Origin of the sequence: Vibrio sp. Vb1018 (assembly GCF_033338775.1) — a bacterium.
Classification (GTDB): domain Bacteria; phylum Pseudomonadota; class Gammaproteobacteria; order Enterobacterales; family Vibrionaceae; genus Vibrio; species Vibrio alginolyticus.
On the sequence record NZ_JAWOTI010000001.1, the window covers coordinates 305,234 to 327,000 of the forward strand.

At 44.9% G+C, this 21,767-nt stretch carries 15 protein-coding genes; 6 read left to right on the forward strand and 9 right to left on the reverse strand.

Features of this window, described 5'->3' with window-relative positions; genetic code table 11:
* Positions 1-103: 103 nt before the first annotated feature.
* Positions 104-841 carry a flagellar brake protein gene (locus R7Z10_RS01250; protein ID WP_005375123.1) on the forward strand — a complete coding sequence of 246 codons (738 nt, stop codon included), beginning with the start codon at positions 104-106 and terminating at the stop codon, positions 839-841.
* Positions 842-965: 124 nt separating this feature from the next.
* On the opposite strand, the gene R7Z10_RS01255 is transcribed toward R7Z10_RS01250, so the two are convergent.
* The 3 genes from R7Z10_RS01255 to R7Z10_RS01265 all read right to left on the reverse strand — a co-directional run bounded on the left by R7Z10_RS01255 (position 966) and on the right by R7Z10_RS01265 (position 6,605).
* Positions 966-1,925: a porin gene (locus tag R7Z10_RS01255; protein WP_017635483.1), complete on the reverse strand. Its 960-nt coding sequence runs from the start codon at positions 1,923-1,925 to the stop codon at positions 966-968.
* Positions 1,926-2,322: 397 nt separating this feature from the next.
* Complete coding sequence (locus R7Z10_RS01260; protein WP_005375120.1) at positions 2,323-3,951, reverse strand: methyl-accepting chemotaxis protein; 1,629 nt, start codon at positions 3,949-3,951, stop codon at positions 2,323-2,325.
* A 293-nt stretch (positions 3,952-4,244) separates the two neighbouring features.
* On the reverse strand, positions 4,245-6,605 hold the full coding sequence (locus tag R7Z10_RS01265; protein ID WP_005375118.1) for a Lon protease family protein: 2,361 nt from the start codon (positions 6,603-6,605) through the stop codon (positions 4,245-4,247).
* 187 nt (positions 6,606-6,792) lie between these two features.
* Between R7Z10_RS01265 and R7Z10_RS01270 the strand changes: the two genes are divergently transcribed.
* Positions 6,793-7,290: a hypothetical protein gene (locus tag R7Z10_RS01270; protein ID WP_005375116.1), complete on the forward strand. Its 498-nt coding sequence runs from the start codon at positions 6,793-6,795 to the stop codon at positions 7,288-7,290.
* A gap of 85 nt (positions 7,291-7,375) precedes the next feature.
* Positions 7,376-9,007, forward strand: a complete 1,632-nt coding sequence (locus R7Z10_RS01275) for an ABC transporter ATP-binding protein (protein WP_154204005.1) — start codon at positions 7,376-7,378, stop codon at positions 9,005-9,007.
* A 242-nt stretch (positions 9,008-9,249) separates the two neighbouring features.
* On the opposite strand, the gene R7Z10_RS01280 is transcribed toward R7Z10_RS01275, so the two are convergent.
* Positions 9,250-11,283 (reverse strand): prolyl oligopeptidase family serine peptidase, encoded by a 2,034-nt coding sequence (locus R7Z10_RS01280; RefSeq protein WP_318103709.1) that lies wholly within the window; start codon positions 11,281-11,283, stop codon positions 9,250-9,252.
* Positions 11,284-11,403: 120 nt separating this feature from the next.
* Positions 11,404-12,303 carry a LysR family transcriptional regulator gene (locus R7Z10_RS01285; RefSeq protein ID WP_005375112.1) on the reverse strand — a complete coding sequence of 300 codons (900 nt, stop codon included), beginning with the start codon at positions 12,301-12,303 and terminating at the stop codon, positions 11,404-11,406.
* Between the two features lie 162 nt (positions 12,304-12,465).
* On the opposite strand from R7Z10_RS01285, the gene R7Z10_RS01290 reads away from it, so the two are divergent.
* Both R7Z10_RS01290 and lldD read left to right on the forward strand, forming a co-directional pair.
* Complete coding sequence (locus R7Z10_RS01290) at positions 12,466-14,157, forward strand: L-lactate permease (protein WP_005375111.1); 1,692 nt, start codon at positions 12,466-12,468, stop codon at positions 14,155-14,157.
* Between the two features lie 315 nt (positions 14,158-14,472).
* Positions 14,473-15,612 carry an FMN-dependent L-lactate dehydrogenase LldD gene (lldD, locus tag R7Z10_RS01295; protein ID WP_005383962.1) on the forward strand — a complete coding sequence of 380 codons (1,140 nt, stop codon included), beginning with the start codon at positions 14,473-14,475 and terminating at the stop codon, positions 15,610-15,612.
* 90 nt (positions 15,613-15,702) lie between these two features.
* Here the strand turns inward: lldD and R7Z10_RS01300 are convergent, their stop codons facing one another.
* Positions 15,703-16,050, reverse strand: coding sequence for a helix-turn-helix transcriptional regulator (locus R7Z10_RS01300; RefSeq protein WP_005375109.1), 348 nt, complete (start codon positions 16,048-16,050; stop codon positions 15,703-15,705).
* A gap of 301 nt (positions 16,051-16,351) precedes the next feature.
* Here R7Z10_RS01300 and R7Z10_RS01305 point away from each other — a divergent pair, with 301 nt between their 5' ends.
* Positions 16,352-17,455 (forward strand): mechanosensitive ion channel family protein, encoded by a 1,104-nt coding sequence (locus tag R7Z10_RS01305; RefSeq protein ID WP_318103713.1) that lies wholly within the window; start codon positions 16,352-16,354, stop codon positions 17,453-17,455.
* A gap of 72 nt (positions 17,456-17,527) precedes the next feature.
* On the opposite strand, the gene R7Z10_RS01310 is transcribed toward R7Z10_RS01305, so the two are convergent.
* From R7Z10_RS01310 to R7Z10_RS01320, 3 genes are all read right to left on the reverse strand, one after another.
* Positions 17,528-18,247: a carbonic anhydrase gene (locus R7Z10_RS01310; RefSeq protein ID WP_042521660.1), complete on the reverse strand. Its 720-nt coding sequence runs from the start codon at positions 18,245-18,247 to the stop codon at positions 17,528-17,530.
* 141 nt (positions 18,248-18,388) lie between these two features.
* Positions 18,389-19,357: a spore coat protein U domain-containing protein gene (locus R7Z10_RS01315; RefSeq protein WP_158173227.1), complete on the reverse strand. Its 969-nt coding sequence runs from the start codon at positions 19,355-19,357 to the stop codon at positions 18,389-18,391.
* A complete protein-coding gene (locus R7Z10_RS01320) occupies positions 19,354-21,762 on the reverse strand; it encodes a fimbria/pilus outer membrane usher protein (RefSeq protein WP_318103834.1) in 2,409 nt (802 codons plus the stop codon). Before R7Z10_RS01320 ends, R7Z10_RS01315 begins: the two co-directional genes overlap by 4 nt.
* Positions 21,763-21,767 lie beyond the last annotated feature (5 nt).

Below are 21,767 nucleotides of genomic sequence, written 5' to 3' on the forward strand. Positions count from 1 at the left end.
GAATCAAACTATATCACTGAATAAAATCGATACCATGCGAGAGTGCTGCTTCGCCTCACGCGATTACCTTCTTACATCAGGTACGACAATTATAATGAGAAATATGAGCCCAATTGCCAGAGACGGCAAGCTACCTCTGCAAAGCAAGAAGGCACCAGAACGTCAGGCAAGTACATTAAATAGCACCGATGCAATGGCAATGGTCGAACATGGCAGTGAAGTGAGCTTAAACGTCACCACCCCCGTTGGTACAAAGTTTATTACAACCAGCACATTTGTTGGCTGTCACTCAAATAATACTGCATTGATAGAGGTTCCGAACATCTCCGATGAAGACTTGAAGTTCTATTTTCAAGAAGGCTTTTGGATCAATGTAAAAGCCTACTCTCATCGAGGTGAAGGGGCCGTTATCCCATTTCGGGCCCAATTACAGCATCGACTAGGCGATCCGTACCCAATTTTGGTGCTAGACCTACCCAACACTATGCAGGTCTTTCAGCTTCGCAAAGAAGTGCGTTACGAAGTAAATTTGAGAGCGCGTGTTTGTTTAGAAGCCTATCGAACTGAATGCGAAATAAGAGATTTATCTCGTAGTGGCTGTCGTTTTGTAACATCACCAATGAGCCGACCACTTCAGGTTGGTGACCACGTTTCATTGGATCTAACGATGCCCGGAGAAAGTCGTATGCTAGCGCCGTTGCGAGGTCGTATTTGTAATTTACAAAAATCAACGCATTATGCTCGCTACGGAATGGAGTTTGATGAGGTTGGTAAAAACAACGCTAAAAACCTCCTCAGTCACCTCAAATTTGATGGGACTAAGCTCACACTAAAAAGATAGATTTGATAACCCCTATCGCTTATCAAGAAGCTTTGAAGTGCTAGAAAACAAGAAACCCCTTACTTTTCAGTAAGGGGTTTTTATTTACTAAGAATAAGGCAGTATCTTAGATAAGAGTCATGACTTAGAAGTCGTAACGTAGACCTAGCGCTAGCTCATCTTTTTCAGCCGCGCCTTCGTTATCCATTAGATCGAAGTTGTATGATGCGTAGCCACGGAAGTTAGGCTTGAAGTAGTAAGTTACATCAACAGCTAGGTTTTCTACAGTATCTGCGTCTTCTAGTTCACCTTTGTTGAACGTAGAAGTGAATACAGTTTGACCCATAGTGTAAGCAGCGGCTAGTTCGTAGCCTTTGTAATCAAAAGTCTTACCTGCAACATCCATATCCGCGCCAGTGTAGTTACCAGCGAAGTAGAAGTCACCTACAGAGTATGCAGCTACCAGCATGAACTCATCGTTGTCGTTTTGATCTGCGTAACCAGCACCTAGTTCAAAACCAGTGTTAGCAAACGCGTAAACACCAGATAGAGAGAAGCCATCTTCCTCGTTGTCTGTAAAGCCTTGTGCATCTGTTGTGCGATCAGCAAAACGGTAGCTTGCGCGTACAGCTAGTTGCTCGAATTGGCCTTTGTAAGACAGCATGTTATCTGTACGGTCAGAAACAGGCAGTTTAAGTGCTGCTGTGTTACCGTGGTAAGCCATAATGTCAGTAAAGTCAGTGAGAACCACTAGTGCGCCGTCGTTTTTACCGTAAGTTACTTCACCGTATTTGCCACCCAGACCCGCATAAGCGTAACGAGTTTCAAGATCACTATTGTTATCTACGGCACCTTCTTCTTTTGTTTTGAACTCACCTTCCCAAAAACCAACGCCGTATAGGTTTTCATTGATTTCCTGTTTGCCTAGGAAGTTAAGACGGATGCGAGTACGGTCTTCTGCCTTACCATCCATCATAGAAAGACGCGCTTCAGCGCGGCCGCCCATCTCAAGAGAAGTGCCATCTTGGTTGTATAGTTCTGAAGCGACAACTTGAGATCCTGATGCCATTAGCGCCACTGCTACAGCTAAAGTTTTTAATTTCATTGTTATTTTCCATATCATTGTTTTATATGTGTTTTCTCACCAGAAAAACAGGACTTTTCTGTACCAACGAGAAAACTGGCGGCATAGTAGCAGCTGTTATTTTTCACGCAACGTGTTGAATAAACAGCGCTTATAGAAGAAAACACCACTTAAAATGACGATATGAATACCTCTCAACCATCAAGTTATCGGTTGAGTTAAAAAAAATGTTCGCGTCAAAAAAAAATTGACGAAAAAAATGTAAAAACAATATCACAAAACGTGATATTGCCCGCAAAAAAATCTTGTTAACTGACTGTTTTAGATAGACTTATTGATAATAAATCCGATTATTACAAACAAAAAAATCCCTAAGCATTCACTCAGGGATTTAGAGATTTGATAAGTAGATGATGAATTAAAGCTTAAAGAAACTTAATTGCTCTTTCTGCTTCTCTGCAAGTAATGAAAGCTCAGTACTCGCACTTGCACTCTGGCTGATGCCCGCTACGTTTTGGTTTACAAGCTCCGACATGTTAACCACGTTGCGATTGATATCTTGCGTAACTTGAGACTGCTCTTCGGCTGCGGTTGCTACTTGCGTGTTTGAATCGTTGATGTTGGCGACCGACTCGGTAATTCCAACCAACGCCTCATTCGCTTGTTGCGTCAGCTCGTTGTTGCGGCTAAGCATATCAAGGCTGACTTGCATACTGTCATTCGCAAGCCCAGACTGCGCTTGAAGCTCTTCAATGATCGTTTGGATCTCTTGTGTCGAGTCTTGAGTACGCGCTGCTAGCATGCGTACTTCATCAGCTACTACCGCAAAACCACGACCAGACTCACCAGCTCGCGCCGCTTCAATCGCAGCATTCAATGCTAGCAAGTTGGTCTGCTCAGATACGCCGCGAATCACTTCAATAACATCGTTGATCTGTACAGATTGCTCTTTTAGACGCAAAACAACTTGCGCTGCATCGTTCAATGCTTGAGACATTTGCGCACTTGCTTCCGCACTTTCTTGGAAGATAGCCAAACCTGATTGAGCAAGTCCATCAGCTTCACGCGCGGTTGCGTCAGCAGAGGTCGCGTTATCACTCACATTATTCGCAGTGCTTGCAAGCTCGTTAACCGCAGATGCAACTTGCTCGATCTCCGCCAACTCTTGTTGAGCGTTCGCTTCCGCTTGCGTCATTACCGCAGCTAATTCGGTCGATGCAGATGCAACTTCCTCACTAATACGGGTTAACTGGTCCACAGTGTTGTATAACTGCTCTGCGGTTTGGTTTACATCTTTGCTCAGCTTAGAGATCTCATTGTCCCCATCGACATCTGCACGTACTGATAGATTACCCATTGCTAACTGACGCATCACTTCTTGCAGCTTTTGGATTGGTGTAACAATCATGCCAGATAGGAACCAAGCGCCTATCAATGAGAAAGCAAATACCGCTAAAACCGTCAACATAGCGTTATTTTGCACACGTTCATTTTGCTGATGACTTCTGATAGTAGATTGTTCAGCTTGCTCGTTTACATGCTTTGATAGTGTGTTAATTTGTTGGACCATTTCTCGGCCAACATTGCGATACTCTTTGACAAATGCACGGTACTCGCTATCCGATTTCAAACCTTGATCGTATTGGTTGAAGAAAGCAACTGAGCGCTCTGAATATCGCACATAGGATTCAATTGCTTGGCGAACTTTAACGGCATCGTCACGGAATAGATTTCGGGCTTCAATTGCGCTTAAATCAGCATCAACTTGCTTTAAGCCTTCTTTCAATTCGGTTAGAAAATTCTCACGACGAGAAGCATCGTAAATAGCGTAAACCGCGCTTATGCGCAGAGGGTAAATTTGGTCGTCAATACTCGCCAATGTGTCTTTGTGAAAAACCAAAGATTCTTGGTTGGAAGCAATAACATCTTGCTCTGCTTGAAGATTGTTTTTAGTAATCCAAAGAGCAATAAACAAAACAATCGCGGTAAATAATACCGGAACCAAAATTTGCGTTCGTACTGACAAATTTTTCAGTGATAACTGCATGACAGGGCCTCAGTTGTATGCGTGATGTCTATATCCAAACAAACTCGAGCAGTGCTTATAACAACGTTACTTTTCGGCAGTTTGAATATCTATGCTTCCTTGCGACGGGATAAATCCCAGACGAATAAACAAGTGGCGAATATTAGAGGTCGATCACACTTTTGTCTAGTGTAAAAACCCTCCATTTTCAATCTGTTATTGACAATATCCCGACAGTGGCGTCGGGATATTGTCGTTATGATAAATTATGATCACTTATGATGAGATACATTCACATTTAGGACGGTTTCAGCCTATTTTCTCAACGAATTGAGCTTAGCTTGAGCAAGGCCAAAAATGGTATCGATTGGATAAGAGCCTTCATCGGTTGGCTCACCAGCAACTTTCCCCGTAAACAATTCGATAGCTTCAGTAACATGGTCAATCGCCCAAATATTAAACTCGCCTTTTTCGACTGCTTTCACGATGTCGGAACGAAGCATTAGATTGTGAACATTAGAGCGCGGAATAATGACCCCCTGCCCGTCATGACGACCTTTAATTACACACACATCATAAAAGCCTTCGATCTTTTCGTTTACGCCACCAATAGGCTGAGCTTGGCCAAATTGATTCATCGATCCTGTTATCGCAATGTCTTGTCGATTTGGTTGCTTTGAAAAAGCAGACACAACCGCACATAACTCAGCCATGCTGGCACTATCACCATCAACACCACCATAGGATTGCTCAAAGGTAATGGTGGTCGTTAATGGCACTCGTGCCGTTTTACCAAATACGGAAGATAAGTAGGCAGACAAAATCATCACGCCCTTAGAGTGAATACTGCCCCCCAAATCCACGCTGCGCTCGATATCGATAACATCCCCATCACCGTAACACGTCGTCGCTGTGATGCGATTCGGTGCACCAAACATGTAGTCACTAGTGCTCAATACCGAAAGTGCGTTCACTTGGCCTACGGCTTCTCCTTCGGTGCGAATCAGCGTTGTGCCGTTAATAAAGGTTTCCATTACATTATCGCGTAATCGGCTTACTCGCATTTCTTGGTTATTGAGCGCCTCTTCAACATGACCAATACGGATCATGTTAGAGTTGGCTTGACGAGCCACGTAGTTCGACTCTCGAAGCAAGTTGGCGATATTAGCCGAATGTAGAGATAGCTTGGATTGGTCGCCAGACAAACGTGAGCTGTATTCGATGATTCGAGCAATGGCTTTGCGATCGCAATGCAGCATATTGTTGTCATGCACCACGCTAGATATAAAGCGCGCGTAATGCAGCTCAGACTCCGGCGTACGTTTCATTTCGTCTTCGAAATCTGCCGTCACACGGAACAACTCGCTGAACTCTGGATCGTAATGTTGGAGTAATTGGTAAGTTCGGTAATCACCAAACAAGATGATTTTGATATCAAGCGGAATCGGTTCAGGATCGAGTGATACCGCCCCCGTCAATGTGACTTCTTTTTCTAGAGACGTAAAACTCAATTGACGAGCACGCAATGCGCGCTTCAAACCATCCCAAACGTAAGGCTGTTCAAGTACTTTCTGAGCATCCATTAATAGAACGCCGCCATTCGCCTTATGCAAGCTCCCTGCGCGAATCAGCGAGAAGTCGGTAAACACCGTTCCCTTGAAAGTGGCAGTCTCAATCGACCCGAAGAGTGAATGATAGTTGGGATTTTCTTCAACAACGATAGGAAATTCGCTGCTTTTACGGCTTACCAAGACGTTCACTTTATAACGACGTGGCAATTTTTTATCCAAGGATGCCGTCGCAATTTCGCCTTGCTCGCCACTTTGGTCAAGGAAGATATCTGCGTTTTCAACAATATCTTTTTGCAGCTCAGTTAAGTAGGTTTTGATTTCGGAATATTGCGCGTAATCCACTTTGAGTTTTTTGATGAAGTGAGTAATCACATCAAGCGTCACTTCATCATTGAGCTTTTTGATTTTATCGCTGTATGTCTCTTCCCACTCCGTAAGCTCACGAACCATCGAGCGCAATCGCACTTCGAGTTCATCAATAGCATCGCTGAATTGCTCTTGTTCTTTTTTGCTTAGTACATCAAAAGACTCTTCCGTATGAAGCTCATCACCGTTCATGGCGACAAACTGATAATCCCCCTGCGTAGTCAGTGTTAGGCTGATGCCCTTTTCTTTTGCCTCTCGACTAATACGATCCAGCTCGTTTTGTTGCTTAGCTGCCAATTGATTTTTTAATCGCTCAGCGCGGCTAAAGTACATTTCATTGTCGAATGCTAGGGGTAAAGCATTCAATAATTTGCCCATTAAAGCTTCAATATCAACACGTAGTTTATTTCCGATACCACAAGGCAGCTTTAATACCTTTGGTGTACGGGTATCCTCAAAGTTCGCAACGTAACACCAATCAAACAGGGCTGCTGCATCGTGCTGGTGACGATTCAGATAGCGCAAGATCATGGTGCGTTTACCTAGTCCATTCTGACCAATGGCGTAGATGTTATACCCTTTCTCTTTGATGGACATCGCAAACTCGACCGCTTTTTGCGCGCGCTCTTGGCCCACGATTTCATCAATTGGAGGTAACTCCTTGGTCGACTTACATGGCATATTCTCTAGATCTGCTACAGAATATAGCTGCTTAGCTTCCAATCTTAGTATTGCCATATCCACTTCCTTTTTTCTTATTTTCGTTATTTGAGTGTAGAGATTATTTGCTTAATTTTAAGTGATTTACCTTCCACCCTAGATTGATTGGACATTTTATGAACACATAAGTGATATTAACACGCACTTGCAATTGATAATCAATTTCATTTAATATCTAAACAAATCAAATGTTGTGGAGATGGATATGAATATTGAGCAATGCTGGATGCGCTACTTAAAAGCGGAGCAACTGATGGAACAAGGCCATTGGCCAGAAGCTCATCGTTTATATGACGACGTGCTCAACAATCTACCCAACCACATTCATTTAGCGCTAGAAAATGCACAAACTAAACCTTGCCAATTTGTATGTCTCATTACGGGACTTAGAGATGCTAGCGTGACGCAATCAGAGATTCTCAACAAACTCGGCTTACAGCATGATGCGTTCTCAATACTCAATCAAACTTACGCGCTATTTCAATTTTTGCAGCTAGAGAGCCATGAACTGATTGAGCGCGTAGGTCACCTACTTGGTCAACAGAGCGAAGACTTGTTAGCTCACATGGCGGCATTTTGCTCTGCCCAACGTAATGCTCAATGGATGATAGAACTCGAGCACGTAACGCGCGCGCATGAGCAGTTCTTACATTTGCAAGCAATGAGTTCGGCAAAATCTTCGCCTTCTCACCTGTATAATTAATCTAAAGCTCAAGTATTGAGGCCAACTAGGTTTGTGCTGTCCATTGCTTGAGTATCATTTGCTTTATCAACCACAAGGATCTGTGATGTCTTCTAAAACCATTCTTTCGGTGAACAACCTATCAGTCAGCTTTACGACAAACGATGGGATCGTCGATGCAGTAAAGAATGTTAGCTTCGATTTAAAAGCAGGCGAGACGCTGTCCATCGTTGGCGAATCTGGCTCTGGCAAGTCAGTATCAACCAATGCACTGATGAAACTATTGCCAGACAACGCTATTTTGCATGAAAGCTCATCCATCATGTTTGAGGGTAGCTCCATCTTGGATAAAACAGAGCGTGAAATGCAAAGTATTCGCGGTGATCGCATTGGCATGATTTTTCAAGAGCCGATGACCTCACTAAACCCGTACATGCGGGTGGGTATCCAAGTCGCTGAGGCCATCATGTGTCACCGCCCGGTCGACAGACGAACAGCAAAAGCAAAGGTGTTAGAGCTGTTTGAATTGGTTCATATGCCAAACCCTGAAAAAGCGTACAACAAGTACCCACACGAATTTTCTGGTGGTCAATTGCAACGCATCATGATTGCGATGGCACTGATTAACGAGCCCGATATTTTGATCGCCGACGAACCTACAACAGCGTTGGATGTCACGGTTCAAGCAGAAGTGTTGCACCTGATTAAAGAAATTCAGGCTCAGATGGGCATGGCAATCCTATTTATTACTCATGACTTAGGCGTCGTAAAACACTTTGCAGATCGTGTCATTGTGATGTGTAAAGGAGAAGTCGTCGAAGAAGGCGAAACGCAAACACTCTTCGAGGACCCAAAGCACGAATACACACGTATGCTAATCAACTCGATTCCTAAAGGCAGTAAGGAGCCTATTAGCGAAAGTGCTACACAGCTTTTAAAGGCCGACGATATACGAGTCAAATTCTTGGTAAAGTCGCATTTTATTGCGAGCAAGAATGAGTACTTCGAAGCGGTAAAAGGCATTTCTCTTGAGCTTAAACAAGGAGAGACCCTCGGGATCGTTGGGGAGTCCGGTTCAGGTAAGTCTACACTCGGCCGAGCTTTGATAGGTCTACTGCCCTCAACTGGCAAAATAGAATACAAAGGCCAAGATATGGCCTTGCTGACAAACAAAGAACGTTTTGAGCTGAAAAAAGACGTTCAGATGGTATTCCAAGACCCTTATGGTTCGCTTTCTCCTCGTATGACTATCGGCGAGATCATCACAGAAGGATTAACTGTCCACCAACCAATGTTGAGTAAAAAAGAACGTATGCAGAAAGCGCGCAACGTGCTCCGTGAGGTCCGCTTAGATCCCGCGTCCATCAACCGTTATCCGCACGAGTTTTCAGGAGGCCAGCGTCAGCGTATTGCTATCGCGCGAGCACTGATCCTTGAACCTTCGTTTATTCTGCTTGATGAGCCAACCTCTGCATTAGACCGCTCGGTGCAACTGACAGTGATTGACCTTCTGAAAGATTTGCAGAAAAAACACAATATTGGCTACTTGTTTATTAGCCACGATCTATCAGTAGTTAAAGCACTCTCTGATCGTGTTCTAGTCATGCAAAAGGGCGAGGTCATGGAACAAGGTACGGCAGAAAAGATTTTCCAAAACCCTAAAAATGACTACACGAAAAAACTGATAGATGCCTCATTTGATCTTGAAAACAGTGAAAATCAGCACAATGCGGCTTAGGTTCATCACAGTTTCATATTCATAAACTAGGATTAAGAAAAGGTGATAAATTCATCTTGTCTTAAGAATGGCGTAGCTGCCTTTCGGTTTGGCCGCCGAGACTGGTTGGTTCAAGGGTCAGACTTAGTCAACCTGGCTCAAATACTGGCAAACAGTATGAATTGAGTTCCCCCAACCATGAAAAATGCCGCGACACTGTCGCGGCATTTTTTTATTCTCAGAAGTTTCTAACAACTAGGGCATTAAATCGACTCAATACCCATATTATGTAACGTAAATGCATACACGTCTGTGGTGAGGTCAATTTGCTTACTCAGCGGCATTCCTGCACCATGACCGGCATTAACATCAATGCGTATCAATACTGGATTAGCGCCTTGCTGTTTGTCTTGCAGCTTCGCAATAAATTTGTACGAATGTGCTGGCACAACTCGGTCGTCGTGATCAGCAGTTGTCACCAAGGTAGCAGGATATTGCACGCCTTCTTTTACATTGTGAACAGGAGAGTAACCAAGCAAGTATTGGAACATCGCTTCACTTTGCTCCGACGTGCCATAGTCATACTTCCAGCCTTCTCCAGAAGTAAACGTGTGATAACGCAGCATATCAAGCACGCCAACCGCAGGCAGCGCGACTTTGAATAGTTCAGGGCGTTGCGTCATACACGCTCCAACTAACAAACCACCATTAGAACCACCGCGAATCGCTAGGCGATCCGAGCTAGTGTAGTCGTTTTCAATCAGGTATTCCGCCGCCGCAATAAAGTCATCAAACACGTTTTGCTTTTGCTGCTGAGTGCCTGCGTTGTGCCAGGCTTTACCGTATTCACCGCCGCCTCGCATGTTGGCGACAGCGTATATACCACCCAACTCTAGCCAGTTGGCTACATTGCCAGAAAACATTGGAGTAAGGCTGATGTTAAAACCGCCGTAACCATACAACATGGTTGGTGATCTACCATCAAGTGCAACGCCCTTCTTGTATGAAATGATCATCGGAACTTGCGTGCCGTCTTTTGAGGTGTAAAACACCTGTTTTGATTCATACTCATTACGATCGAACGGTGCCTTTGATTCCTGAAACAGTGTGGATTCACCAGATTCGACATCAAATGAGAAAATCGTCGGAGGCGTCACGTAGTTAGTGAATGTGTAATAAAGTGTGGTTTCTTCTTTTTTACCCGCCAGACCATAAGCCGTGCCTTCTCCCGGCAATTGTACATCTCGAATCCACTCACCTTGGTAGTTAAACTGCTGCACTTTAGAAAGCACATCTACCATATAAGTCGCAAACAGATAACCGCCACCTTTGCTGATTTCTAACGGCTGTTCTTGTTCAGCAATCACGTCAGCCCATTGTTCTGTCTGAGTGTTGTAGCTGACAACTTTGCCATTCGGCGCGTCTAGGTTGGTGTAAAGCAGCAAGGTTGCGTCTTGGCTATCAATTAAGTAGGTGTCTCCTTGCGTTGTCTCGCGCAGCGTCACAATTGCCTGTAACTCAGACTGTAAATCAATATAAAACAGACGATTACCCGATGTAGATTCTGCGCCAGAGATAATGAGGAAGCGATCATCTGTCGTCGTCGTACCAGACACATAACGATGAACTTGCGTATCCAACTCACCGAAAATCACTTTATCTTCAGATTGAGGTGTACCAAGTTCATGATAATAAAGCTTGTGATGCTCAGTTCGAGCAGACAACTCGCTGCCTTGCGGCTTATCGTAGCTTGAGTAATAGAAGCCTTTGCTGCCCAGCCAAGAAATCGACGTAAACTTCGCATCAACAATCTCAGGCTCTAACTGTTCTTTGGTTTCCGTATCAATGACAAAGATCTTACGCCAATCACTGCCCCCTTCCGAGATGGAATACGCGACCAAACGGTAGTCTTTAGAGAAGCTGACTTCGCCAAGAGAGGTCGTGCCCTCTTCGGAGAAAGTATTTGGATCAAGGAACACCTCGGCTTCTCCCTCGCCTTTACGTCGATACAATACGCTTTGGTTTTGCAAACCGTCGTTTTTGTAGAAGTAGGTGTAGTCACCACGTACAAATGGCTGGGAATATTTTTCGTAGTTTTGACTCTTCGCCACTAAGTCACGGATTTGTTGGCGGTACGGTATCTGACCAAGGAAATCGAAGGTGACCGAATTTTGACCCGAAACCCATTGAGCGGTTTCTTCACTGCGATCATCTTCTAACCAGCGATAAGGGTCGGTAATGTCGTGACCAAAATAAGTGTCCACGACAGAATCTTTACGTGTTTTTGGGTAATGCATAACGTCCGTGTTACTCCGTTGTTTTTATTAAGTTGTTTATCTTCAATCGTTTTATAGCGGTGATTACCTTAGAGCACCCAATTTTGATTTCAATGACATTGTTTTAAATCTATGAAGGAACTAGAAATAATGAGATATCGTTAAGTAACGATCACGAATGTGCTCAATAAGCAGTTTCACTTTATTCGGTGGTTGACGAGTAAACGGGTACACCGCATAGATACCCAACTTTTTACCCACTAGTTCAGGAAAAATATCCACCAGTTGGCCATTGCGAATATCATGATACACCAAGCATCGCGGGACGTAAGCTATACCATGGCCGCCCAGAGCGGCTTTACGTAATGCGGTCGCGTTATCAGTAGAAAAGCAGCCCGATACTTTGACGATGTAATTGCCATCTTCTCCTTTAAACTCCCAATCCGTTGCACCTGTAGTTTGGTAAGCGTATTGCAGACAATTGTGCGTGGTGAGATCAATCGGCTCGATCGGTTTCCCATTTTTAGCGATATATGAAGGGGACGCGCATACCACCCATTGGGAATCGAGAATATGTCGTGCGATCAAACTGGAGTCGGCTAGGTAGCCAGTTCGAATGACTAAGTCGTAACCATCAGCCACTAAATCGACAAAGCGGTTATCCAATGACATGTCCACGGTCAGGCCCGGATGAAGGTTACAAAACTCGGCAACAGCATCAGCAAGTATCAAATCTCCAGAGATACACGGCACGGACATTTTTATATGACCGCTCACATTCTCTCCAAAGCCTGCAACAGCATCCATAGCCTCCTGAGTGGCCTGCTTCACATTTTTAGCACTGTGGAGTAACACCTTACCTGCCTCAGTCAAGGTTAATTTGCGCGTTGTTCGATATAATAGCTGAGCCCCTATTTCTTCCTCCAACCTCGCCATTCTTTTGCTAACTACCGAATTTGTAAGGTTATTTGCCTCTGCAACCTTGCTAAAGCTGCCAAGTTCGATTACTTGAGAAAATAGAATTAAGTCGTCTGCTCTCATACCATTATGTCACTTTTGGAATTAATTATTTTCATTATTTCCCTATATCAACAAAAAATAAAGGAGTAAATTCACGCCAAATTAACAAAACCATTACAACAAAAAGTCACCTCTACAGCGGATTGACACCGTTCGAGAAGTCAGCGTACGAAGGATGTACAAATGAGTGAAACCCTACTTGCCCTAGTGGCATTTTCGCCAATTGTTGTTGCCGCCATCTTATTGGTTGGTCTCAACTGGCCTGCTAAAAAAGCCATGCCTGTTGCGTTCGGTCTAACCGTCGCTATCGCACTTATGTTTTGGGATATGTCAGCCAATCGCGTACTGGCCTCCGTATTCCAAGGACTCGGCATTACTGTCTCTGTTCTATGGATCGTGTTTGGTGCCATCTTCTTGCTCAACACTTTAAAACACACTGGAGCGATCACCACAATCCGTAATGGATTTACCGATATTTCGGCTGACCGCCGTGTACAAGCCATCATCATTGCTTGGTGCTTTGGCTCGTTCATTGAAGGCGCATCTGGGTTCGGTACCCCGGCAGCAATCGCTGCACCACTACTGGTTGCAATCGGCTTCCCTGCGCTAGCCGCTGTCCTAATGGGCATGATGATTCAGTCTACGCCTGTTTCATTCGGCGCGGTAGGCACGCCTATCATCGTAGGTGTAAACAAAGGTTTAGACACCCATAACATCAGTGAGTCGTTGGCCGCACAAGGTGCAACGTGGGAAATGTACCTGCAAGATATCACAGCACACGTTGCTGTCATTCACGCAGTCGTAGGTACGATGATCCCGGTATTAATGGCGATGATGTTAACACGTTTCTTCGGCAAGAACAGAAGCTGGAGTGAAGGCCTGGATATTCTACCATTTGCGTTATTCGCTGGTGTCTCTTTCACCGTTCCATACGCGTTAACCGGCGTATTCTTGGGCGCAGAGTTCCCTTCACTTATCGGTGGTTTGGTTGGTCTGTCTATCGTTGTTACCGCAGCGAAAAAAGGCTTCTTAGTACCAAAGACTAAGTGGGATTTCGAAAGCGAAGACAAATGGCCTGCAGAGTGGTTAGGTTCGCTAAAAGTCGATCTAAACGACAATCCGGGCAAGCCAATGAGCATCGTAAAAGCTTGGGTTCCATATGTAATGCTGGCAGTTATTCTCGTCGCAAGCCGCGTAAGCCCAGAACTGAAAGGCTTTGTACAAAGCGTAAGTTTGTCGTTCAGCAACATTCTTGGTGAGACTGGCGTTAGCGCTGCGATTCAGCCGTTATACCTTCCTGGTGGCATTCTGGTGTTTGTCGCACTACTTGCTGCAATGTTACAAAGCGGCAGCGTAAAGCCATTGCGTGAAGCATTTGGCGAGTCAAGCAAAACACTGATTGGGGCGGGTTTTGTCTTGGTATTTACCATTCCGATGGTTCGTATCTTTATCAACTCAGGCATCAACGGTGCTGACCTAGCAAGTATGCCCGTCACAACCGCAAACTTCGCCTCTGACCTTGTTGGTTCTGCGTTCCCAGCGCTGAGTGCCACCGTTGGTGCACTGGGTGCGTTCATCGCTGGCTCAAACACGGTATCAAATATGATGTTCAGCCAGTTCCAATTCGAAGTGGCACAAACGTTGTCTATTTCGAGTGTGATTGTTGTATCACTCCAGGCCGTCGGTGCTGCTGCAGGTAACATGATTGCGATTCACAACGTTGTTGCCGCATCAGCCACGGTAGGTTTGCTTGGTCGTGAAGGCGCAACATTGCGTAAAACGATTATCCCTACGTTCTACTACATTGTAATGACAGGCATTATTGGATTGGTTCTGATTTATGGCTTCCAAATGACAGATGTCTTGATGAAGTAACGCGAAACGCAGGGTTTACAGCCCTGCCTAATTTGACACAGCTGTCTGCACTACTACCCCGACATGTTGATTTAGCTTGCTACATCAATTCCCCCGACAGCTGTGTCACCCTTTCCAGTTTGCATAACTGATTGAGTGATTTGATAAAATTTTTCAACCAATTATGTAAATGGGTTACCAACATCACCGATTCAAACGTAAGTGAACCATAGGTAACTATACTCATTTTGATGTCTTCACTGCTTTGCGATGAAGACTCAACGAAAGAGCAAATTGCTCCACAACTTTGCTTAGAATAACCGCTAGGACACCATTATGATTATCTCAGCTTCTACTGACTACCGCGCTGCCGCGAAAGCCAAGCTTCCCCCGTTTCTATTCCATTATATTGATGGCGGCTCTTACGACGAACGCACGCTGAAGCGTAATACTGACGATTTAGGTGATGTCGCTCTTCGCCAACGCGTCCTACGCGATATGACAGATTTGAGCCTCGAAACCGAGATCTTCGGTGAGAAACTGGCAATGCCAATCGCGCTAGCTCCTGTTGGTCTAACTGGTATGTACGCGCGCCGAGGCGAGGTGCAAGCAGCAAAAGCAGCCGAGAAAAAAGGCATCCCATTTACTATGTCAACTGTTTCGGTTTGTCCGATTGAAGAAGTCGCACCTGCAATTGAACGTCCAATGTGGTTCCAGCTTTACGTGCTTAAAGATCGTGGCTTTATGAAAAACGTACTTGAGCGTGCAAAAGCAGCAGGCGTAACAACGCTGGTGTTTACCGTTGATATGCCAGTTCCTGGCGCACGTTACCGTGACATGCACTCAGGTATGAGTGGCCCTAACGCGGCCATGCGTCGTGTATTCCAGGCGATGCGCCACCCAAGCTGGGCGCTGGATGTGGGTCTACTTGGTAAACCGCACGACTTAGGTAACATCTCAACTTATCGTGGCGAACCAACAAAGCTAGAAGATTACATCGGCTGGTTAGGCGCAAACTTCGACCCTTCTATCTCCTGGAAAGATCTTGAGTGGATTCGTGATTTTTGGGATGGCCCAATGGTTATCAAAGGCATTCTAGATGAAGAAGACGCGAAAGATGCGGTACGTTTCGGCGCAGATGGCATTGTGGTATCTAACCATGGGGGCCGTCAGTTAGATGGCGTACTTTCAAGTGCTAAAGCACTACCAAGCATTGCGGATGCGGTAAAAGGTGATCTTAAGATCTTCGTAGACTCTGGTATTCGTACTGGTCTTGATGTCGTTCGTATGCTCGCACTTGGTGCAGACTGTACGCTTCTTGGCCGTTCATTTGTGTACGCATTGGCAGCACAAGGCGGAGCAGGCGTTGAAAACCTACTGGATCTGTACGATAAAGAAATGCGTGTAGCAATGACGCTGACTGGCGCTAAGTCTATCGCGGATCTTTCACGCGATTCGCTAGTGAAAATCCCATAATCTTTGCAATCGAGCAAAACAGAAACGAAAAAACGAGCCAACAGTGGCTCGTTTTTTATTGCTCTTCAACCCGATAATTTGACGAGCAAGCTAGCTAACTTGGTGAACGTACTCGATCACGACTTGGTTTCCGTCGATAAACACGTTACTGATATCGCCATCCACCGTCACACGATTTTGTAAATAAACGGTACCAGATGCAGATAGATCACGCTCCGTCAAAGACGGAATCACCTGACCAGGACGTACATGTAGCTGCTCGCATAGCTGTTTTACAAAACCTAGCGTCAGTGGAGAATTACCACGTAACAAGCCAGAAAACTCGTGTAGACTCAAACCAAGGCGCTTCGCCATTTCCATTTGAGTGATGTGCATTTTGGCTTTTTGTGACATCCAGATGTCGTAGAGCGCGTTTCGATCCAGCTCTGTAAATTCCATATCTGCCTCCGCTAATTCAAGAGCCAATACACTCTCACACTTACTTAAGATAAATGTTAGCGATAAGTCAGAGAAGTTATAATTGATCGTCCAAATATCAACCCTCAATCATTGGTAGCGTACCTCTGAACATGCATGAGGCGGTCGCTCAACAGAACATTGAGGTGACTCTCTTTTCATCGGAAGGAAAAGTCCATCTCGGGCGGTTTAGACATAAGTAAATGATTTAAAGGAAATCACTGGGGTGAAGGAGTAATATCTGCTACCTTTCCTTCCATGGTTCACTAGAAATAAGTTACATATGCCACAGTGGTTTACCGAATTACAAAGCTACATTGAAACGTCTCATCAAAATTGGAGTGGGAGCGTCCTTTTCATTACGCTCGCTAGCTTTATAGCTTGGATAGCTTGGCGGCTGATCCGCTCTCGCCTCGCTGCGCTCGTAGAGAAAACGCCCTTCCACTGGGATGACATGTTGCTTGATGCGCTAAAAGCGCCAGTCAGTACACTCATTTGGTGTTGGCCAGCAACCGTCTCTATCGGCATCATATTAGAGAGCGAGCTCAACGATAAAATAAACTGGTTAAGTACGCTGAAACTGATTTTAATCATCAGCATCTTCGTATGGACCGTTATGCGGCTCATTACCAATGTTGAAGAGCATGTTCTCGAACAAAAGAACCGAGATGAAACAACAGTACAAGCGATAGCTAAGGTCGCGCGCCTGTTCTTTATTACCGTCGGAATTCTAACCGTAATGCAGGCATTTGGTCTGTCACTATCGGGCCTACTTACCTTCGGTGGTGTTGGTGGTTTGATCGTCGGTTTAGCGGCGAAGGATTTGCTGTCTAACTTTTTTGGAGGTCTTATGATCTACTTCGATCGTCCATTTAAAGTTGGCGATTGGATCCGTTCTCCAGACCGACAAATAGAGGGGACAGTAGAACGCATTGGCTGGCGCATGACCATTATCCGAACTTTCGATAAGCGTCCACTGTATGTACCAAACTCAGTGTTTAGCAGCATTGTCGTAGAAAACCCATCTCGCATGCTGAACCGACGTATCTACGAAAAAATTGGACTTCGTTACGACGATGCAGAAAAAATGCCGCAAATTATCACCGCGGTAAAAGAAATGCTGAAAAGTCACAAAGACATTGATGCACGCCAAACACTTATCGTCAACTTCGATACATTCGGTCCATCATCATTGCACTTCTTTATCTATACCTTTACTAAAACCGTGAATTGGGTGAGATACCATGAGGTTAAGCAGGACATACTGCTTAAGGTAATCAACATCATTAAAGAACACGATGCAGATATCGCGTTCCCTACTCAGACGCTTAAGCTTGATCCTATACAAATGGTAAAAGCGGAAGAGCAAGAAGATCACGGCTTCTAGTTCTCACCAATACCCAAATAATCAAGCCCGCTGTGTTTAAGCGGGCTTTTTATTTTTCTTCGCATGAAGTGGTTATTGTTGCGTTAACACCATACGTGCATTCAGCGGTTGGATTGGGCGATTGTTTTTCCCCATTACTTCCGAAAAAGATTTTATCTGCTCAGGAGAAATAGTTTGTGCTTCTTTCATCACGAACCAACGTACACCTTCAGAGCATGGCGGTGTCGTTAGTGAGCCGTTAAAGCGGTAGTAGTCTTTATCACTTGGGATAAGGGCATCAGCATCAAATGGAACCTTGATGGTAACATCTTGATCTTTAGTTGGAATGTTAGCTAGCATCTTAGCTAGATCTGGGTTCGCGTCACCCAGTTTAAAGAACACCGCGACAACAGCTAGATGACCTACTTTGTCGGCATGCACAAAGTGTGCTTCTAGAGGGTATTCTTTACCGTCCACATGGTTTTCAGATGGCGTATGGAAGTGGAACTGTTTCAACGTAAACTCTTTACCATCAATGGTGAGTGTGTTTTTACCTTCTAAACCAGTCTGTAAAGTGTGACCGTTGTTCAGCAGTGAAATTGCCTTACCTTCGTAGTCGAAATTCAATTTTTCTAGCTTCGCTTCGGTCGCCGATTCAATGTTGATTGGGCTCTGGTTTTGACCTTTTGCGCACTCAGATGCAAACTCACCCCAATGAGCTGGCCCATGGTTTCCCTCGTAGCCCCAGCTTGCTGCATAAGCTGTTCCTGTAAATACCAGTGCCAAACCTAATGTTGTTAGTGACTTCTTCATCATTTTCCTTATTTCTGAAAGTTAAATTCCGTGAGAATAAAGCCATACTAATCTCACAAAATTAAGCAGTGACAGAGTGAAAACTATGATTACAAAAAATTTTTGGAATAGAAGCCTCTAATGATGTAATTGACATGATGCTCAAAATTGAACGTCAACGATTATTGAATCGGTGTAAGTACCTGCAGGAGGGGTCGTTTGGCTGGTTAGTATCTGCGCGCGATAATTATAATTCTGTGGAGTGATACCATCCGGAATGGAGCCGCCAGTATCGACGTCACCGTGTTCACGACGTTCAGAACTGGTGCCTCCCCAGCGCTCCATCGTTGATGACTTATAGATTTCATACTCCAAATAGTGACCACTAGAAATCATTCGCCGCTGACCGCCGGACGCATTTAGGCCGTCATTCAAGCCAATGGAGAAGGAACTATTCTTGGTACAAGTTAACGATATAACCTGACTGACTGGTTCAAAACCGGCCACTAATGGGGACGAACCAAAGTCAATATCTGGCGCCGTGATCATACAATCAGGGGTCACTTCTAACTCAACCGTAATCACGCTTTGAGCGCTGCCATTGGCGCGGCCAATGCATACCCCTAGAACCCCGATACCCTTACAGTAATCCCAAATCCAGGATACGGTGATTTGGTCTTTATAAGTCCCAGCGGAAAGATTACTACCCACTCCCGTCCGAGCATAAAGCGGAAACTCAGCTTGAGTGCCAAACAACCCGAGTAAATCGAGTAACCCGATTTCAAAAAAATTGTAAGTTTGGCCGAATACATACTCTTGTGAAAGACCTGGATCGCCAAAAATCTGATAGCTGAGCTCCGAACTCGGATCATCCTCATTTAATAGCAAACCATTATTTATACTGTTAAACGTTGCTGATACGTAGTCGCCACTTAACAAAGACACAAGTGTAGAAAAGTCACACGTAATCCCCGCATGAGGCTGAGCTGAGCTTTGCTGCTGAGAGCTTGAAACAGTAAACGAAGAAACATTGCCAAACAAGATTAAAGGTGTTGCCGCCGTGAGCTGACAAGCCATTGTCGAGCACGAGAAAAAGAGAAGTAGGCTAGCAAACCAGCTGCGCAAAATCATAGTGCGGTCTCTTCTTCGGCTTTGATACAAACCTGCTCAGGCAATGTTTGTATTTTTTGACTGTCACGCTGATACAACCCCTCAATAAACACTTTACATGGCGACTGTCCTTGAGGATAAAACTGAATATAGCGGCCTAGGTCAACGCCTTCAAAGTACGTAAAACCATCCCAACCAATTTGGCTTGTTAAGCCCGTTTCTGAGCGGCCATATGTACCAATCGGAAGGAACAAATGATTTTCGTCTACCACCGTCATGCTCAGTGCAATTTGTAGCTCTATTGGGAACTCTAACAGGTAGCCGTAGCCCGAATGTATCGAAGCAAACTGCTCTGTCTCAGAAAACGCAGCATTGGCTGGTAAATTAAGTGGATCGATTTCATATTTGGCGGTGTAATACGCCGTAGCCCAAGGAACAAGTAAGTAACCTTCATCGTCTGTCACTCCGACAATTTGATTCTCATATTTAACCGGAATACCTTCAAAACCACTGGTGCTCACTACCGCAAAGCTGTCATACACTTCATTCGCTGGGAATATTTCTCCATCCAACGTAGAGACTGAACCTGCCATTTCCGCAAAATAATCATAGTCGCCACTGGTGCCATTTAACCCCGCTCTGAACTGCGCCCATGACGCACGGTAGGTCAAATCGGCCTGTTTACGGTTTTCTGGGTCCTCGTTAATATCATGCGCTAAATTGACGCCCCACCCACCTCGTATTGGCGCAAGGCGGCTGTAACCCACTCGCCCTCTAACATCGCCATCATCCTCTCTTTTCAGCGTTAACCCCGAACTTCCCCCCAAAGAACTGAAAGGTAGAGAGAATTGCGCCAGCGTAACACTCTGACCACCAATACTATGGTTGTAAGAAAGGGACATATTGATATTAAAAGGCAGAGCGTAGCTATAAGTAAGATTTAGGGTACGTGAATCTGAGTCGGATTGTTGAATATCAAAGTACCCACCAGAAAGTGAGCCCCAATCTCCCAAACGCACTCCCATATTGATTTGTGATAGATGGCGCGACGCGAGTGAAGCGTCCTTGCCTTCATCGAGCATTTCGTAATTTGGTAAATGAGATAAGGTATAAAAGTCGGCTTGTTCTACTTGAGTTCGAGCAGCGAAGCTAAACAACCGAGACTGATAACTATAACCTAGCGCATATGAGGTAGATTGATCCTGAAAATTACTCACACGAAACGAGGCATCCACCGTACCCAAGTTGAAAGCATTGGTGACAAAGCCCAACCCCGCAACGATCAGGTCATCTTTTGCTTCAGCTTGAGCTTCTAATGTTAACCAATCAGTCATGCCATGACGCAGAGCGGTAACCACGCCACCGTCTCCATAGTCGTTAGATGCATTACCGAAATTTTCTCTGATCGCACCAATACTCGCACTGTAAGATGTAAATCCGGTCTTCAGTAGATCGGAAGAGAGAAAAAATGGGCTGGTCATGACCGTTTGCTTACCTTGAGCATCCGTTGCAATTACCGTTGCTTCCCCAGCACCAGAGAGCATTGGAATATCGTTAATAATGAAAGGACCGGGCCCAACATTCATTGAGTCAGTTTTAAAGCCATTGATAAACAAATCTAACGTAGTGGGCGCTGTGACCTCACCGTAAAATGCAGGTAACGGCGTCGTCACGACATCCGGACGCATAGAGAAATCATGCGACAACTGAATACCCGCCAGTCTTACTGGTTGGCTCCAAGATAAAGGGCGAACAATATAGTCCCCTACCTCCATACGAATTCGCTTCTCTTGATTGACGTACTCGTAACTCGTATCAAAACGAGTGTACTGGCTGCTTTGCTGGGACTGAACATCGCGATGAAAGTTAGATTTAAATATCCCGGTAGTAGAAAAAACGCCAAACTCAGAAAAGGCTCTGACTTCATGATTTATAGAAACCTCCTTTTGTCGGCTTTCGTTCTCGTACACACCAAATACGTTGTAGTTAAGCAGGCCACCACGCCCAAACTGAGCCGGGGAAAATCGCCCCATATCCTGCGCTGATAAGTTCTGCATCGGTAACCAATTAGGCGGTACGTCAATTGCAAGTTGCAATGACGATTGCAAGTAACGCACGTTAACACCTGGGATAGACGTAACCTCAAGTCTCTCTTCGGTTCCAGGCAACGACTTGGCGGTAACCCCAACTGAAATGAGGTCCTCCCGGAGCAAAAAGAACTGATCGCCAACTCGCTCAACTTTCGCAACAAGCCCTGTTGCTCTTTGATTGATCACCAACTCCAGATTGAGGCTGATATTCTCAAACTTTTCTAAAGAGAAATTTTCAGGACTCGGTAGCTCAGAGAAGTGGTTTGCTGAATTTGCACAAAGACCAATACTGCTCCACGTTACGCTAAGTAATATCAACCAAAAGAAAGCATTCATTGTAT